Origin of the sequence: uncultured Streptococcus sp., from assembly GCF_938036805.1 — a bacterium.
In the GTDB taxonomy this organism is placed as follows: Bacteria; Bacillota; Bacilli; order Lactobacillales; family Streptococcaceae; genus Streptococcus.
The window spans coordinates 1-2797 of record NZ_CALHWC010000112.1 but is presented as its reverse complement, the minus strand read 5'-3'; the positions used below and the strand labels follow the sequence as shown (position 1 = coordinate 2797).

The following is a 2797-nucleotide window of genomic DNA, read 5'->3' as shown; positions in this document are numbered from 1 at the left end:
TAGTCAAGAAAGGAGCCAAGCATGGCAAAGGGAGAAGGAAAGGTCGTCGCGCAAAATAAAAAGGCCAGACACGACTACACCATCGTAGATACCATCGAGGCGGGCATGGTGCTGACTGGTACGGAGATCAAGAGCGTCCGAGCAGCCCGTATCAATCTCAAAGATGGCTTTGCTCAGATCAAGAATGGCGAGGCCTGGCTCAGCAATGTCCATATCGCGCCTTATGAAGAGGGCAATATCTGGAACCAAGAGCCTGAGCGCCGCAGAAAGCTGCTGCTGCATAAGAAGCAGATCCAAAAGCTGGAGCAGGAGACCAAGGGCACTGGAATGACACTGGTGCCGCTTAAGGTCTATCTCAAGGATGGCTATGCCAAGCTTCTCTTAGGTCTAGCCAAAGGGAAGCACGACTATGACAAGCGCGAGTCCATCAAACGCCGCGAGCAAAACCGCGACATAGCAAGACAGATGAAGAACTTCAATACAAGATGAAAGACTGGGTGACCGGTCTTTTTTTAGTTTTATCTTAGTGATTCTCATCTACAGTAGCTATCTTAAATTGTTCGTTGTCGAATTTACCAAACAAAAAAGTTCTGAACAATTTGACACTTGTCAAGTCTGTGCTTTTCGAGTATGATAAAGACAGTTAGATTATTCGAAGCTTGTCTTTCAGAGAAAGGATTTTTTATGACAGAAAAATTGCTAGCTTATAAACGCATGCCAGTGTGGACAGCTGAGACCATGCCCGAACTGGTCAAGAACAAGCACAATACCAAAGAGGGAACTTGGGGCAAAATCACGGTTCTCAAGGGACGACTTAAGTTTGTTGAGATGTCAGAGGAGGGTGAGGAGTTGGCTGAGCACATCTTTGAGGCTGGTCAGGACAATCCTTTTGCCCAACCCCAAGCATGGCACCGTGTTGAAGCCTTGACAGATGATTTGGAGTGGTACTTGGAGTTTTACTGTCGGCCTGAGGATTATTTCCCTAAGAAATACGGTAGCAATCCAGTGCACTCAGAGGTTTTGGAAGCTATGCAGACAGTCCAACCAGGGCGGGCGCTTGATTTAGGCTGTGGTCAAGGTCGTAATGCTCTCTTTCTGGCCAAGCAGGGCTTTGACGTAACGGCTGTAGATCAGAATGAGCTGGCACTGGAAATCTTACGGAGCATTGTCGAGCGGGAAGATTTGGATCTGCCAGTGGGTAGCTACGATATCAACTCAGCTAGTCTGACTCAGACTTATGACTTGATCGTCTCTACCGTTGTTCTGATGTTCCTGCAGGCAGAGCGGATTCCAGATATTATCCGCAATATGCAAGAACATACAGCGCTTGGTGGCTACAATCTCATCGTCTGTGCTATGGATACAGAGGATTTCCCTTGCTCTGTTCCCTTCCCATTTACTTTTAAGGAAGGGGAGCTTGCGGAGTATTATAAAGACTGGGAGCTGGTCAAGTACAATGAAAATCCTGGCCACCTCCACCGCCGTGATGAAAACGGGAATCGGATTCAGCTCCGCTTTGCGACTATGCTGGCTAAAAAAGTGAGATAAATTCTTTGAAGCTCAAGTCGGCTCTGCCAAAATCTCTAGTGAATTGATTATAAAGATTTTATAGCAGGATATTTTCTGATAAGATAAAAAATAATAGCCTTTCCTCTAAATAAGATGGGGCTATTTTTTGTTTATCTGCTCTGATTTGAGAAAAAAGTAGAGGAAATATAGATTAGATAAAAAATATACACAATTTTGTGTAAACGCTTGCAAAAAAATTAGAAAGAGAGTATACTAAAATCGGAATGTTAAGGTATTACGGTTTATGTTGTTTAGACTGGGAGTTGATTCCAGCCCCGCAGATAGTCAAAAGGAGATAGACTATGAAGAAAATACTGCTCAGACTAATGTTCCTTGCAATGTTAGTTGCTCTTTTGCCTGTTCATGTGGCACAAGCGTGTTCTGCGTTTATTGTCGGTAAAGACCTGACAGCAGATGGCTCTACTCTATTTGGTCGGACAGAGGACTATCCCTACGCCCCTGACGGTGGTCGGCACAATCAAAACTATGTAGTTGTGCCAGCTAAGACCTATAAAGATGGCGATAAGATAGAAGACGAGTCAAATGGCTTTACCTATCCGCATTTGGCGAATGAAATGAAATACACAGCTGTCTACGACTCTGATCGTGACAACGGAAGTAACGGAAACTTCGCTGCGCATGGCTTTAATGAACTTGGTGTAGCTATGACAGCGACCGTTTCAGCGACACCAAATGATAAAGTGCTAAAAGAAGATCCACTTGTAAAAGATGGTCTTCCAGAAGCATCATTAGTTGACCTTGCTTTGCCTCGTGCAAAAACAGCACGTGAAGTTATTGAGACAGTTGCGAAAGTTCTGGATGAAAAAGGGTCAGCAGAAGGAAATATCATCGTTGCAGCAGATAAGAATGAGCTATGGTATATGGAAATCCTGTCTGGTCACCAATACGTAGCCATCAAGTTCCCAACCAATAAGTATGCTGTCTTTGCGAATACTTACTATCTTGGTCACGTTGACTTGAACGATAAAGAAAATGTCATTGCTTCTAAAGACGTTGAAGAAGTAGCTAAAAAAGCAGACAACTATAAGACCGACAAAGATGGCAACTTTATGATTGCTAAGTCTTATGGACCTGATAAATATATGGAACGTAACCGTTCTCGGACCTACGCAGGTATCAAGTGGATGGATCCACAAGCAAAAGTAAATTATGATGATGAAGCTTTTGATCTCTTGCGCGAACCAACTGATCCAAATAAGAAATACAC

General features: G+C 43.8%; 3 protein-coding genes. All 3 read left to right on the top strand.

Annotated features, from left to right (window positions below):
* The first annotated feature begins 21 nt into the window (after positions 1-21).
* On the top strand, positions 22-489 hold the full coding sequence (smpB, locus tag Q0191_RS04310) for an SsrA-binding protein SmpB (protein WP_002894882.1): 468 nt from the start codon (positions 22-24) through the stop codon (positions 487-489).
* A 195-nt stretch (positions 490-684) separates the two neighbouring features.
* Positions 685-1548: an SAM-dependent methyltransferase TehB gene (tehB, locus tag Q0191_RS04305; protein WP_297664149.1), complete on the top strand. Its 864-nt coding sequence runs from the start codon at positions 685-687 to the stop codon at positions 1546-1548.
* 323 nt (positions 1549-1871) lie between these two features.
* A partial coding sequence (locus Q0191_RS04300; RefSeq protein ID WP_297664147.1) for a C69 family dipeptidase occupies positions 1872-2797 on the top strand: 926 nt, incomplete at its 3' end.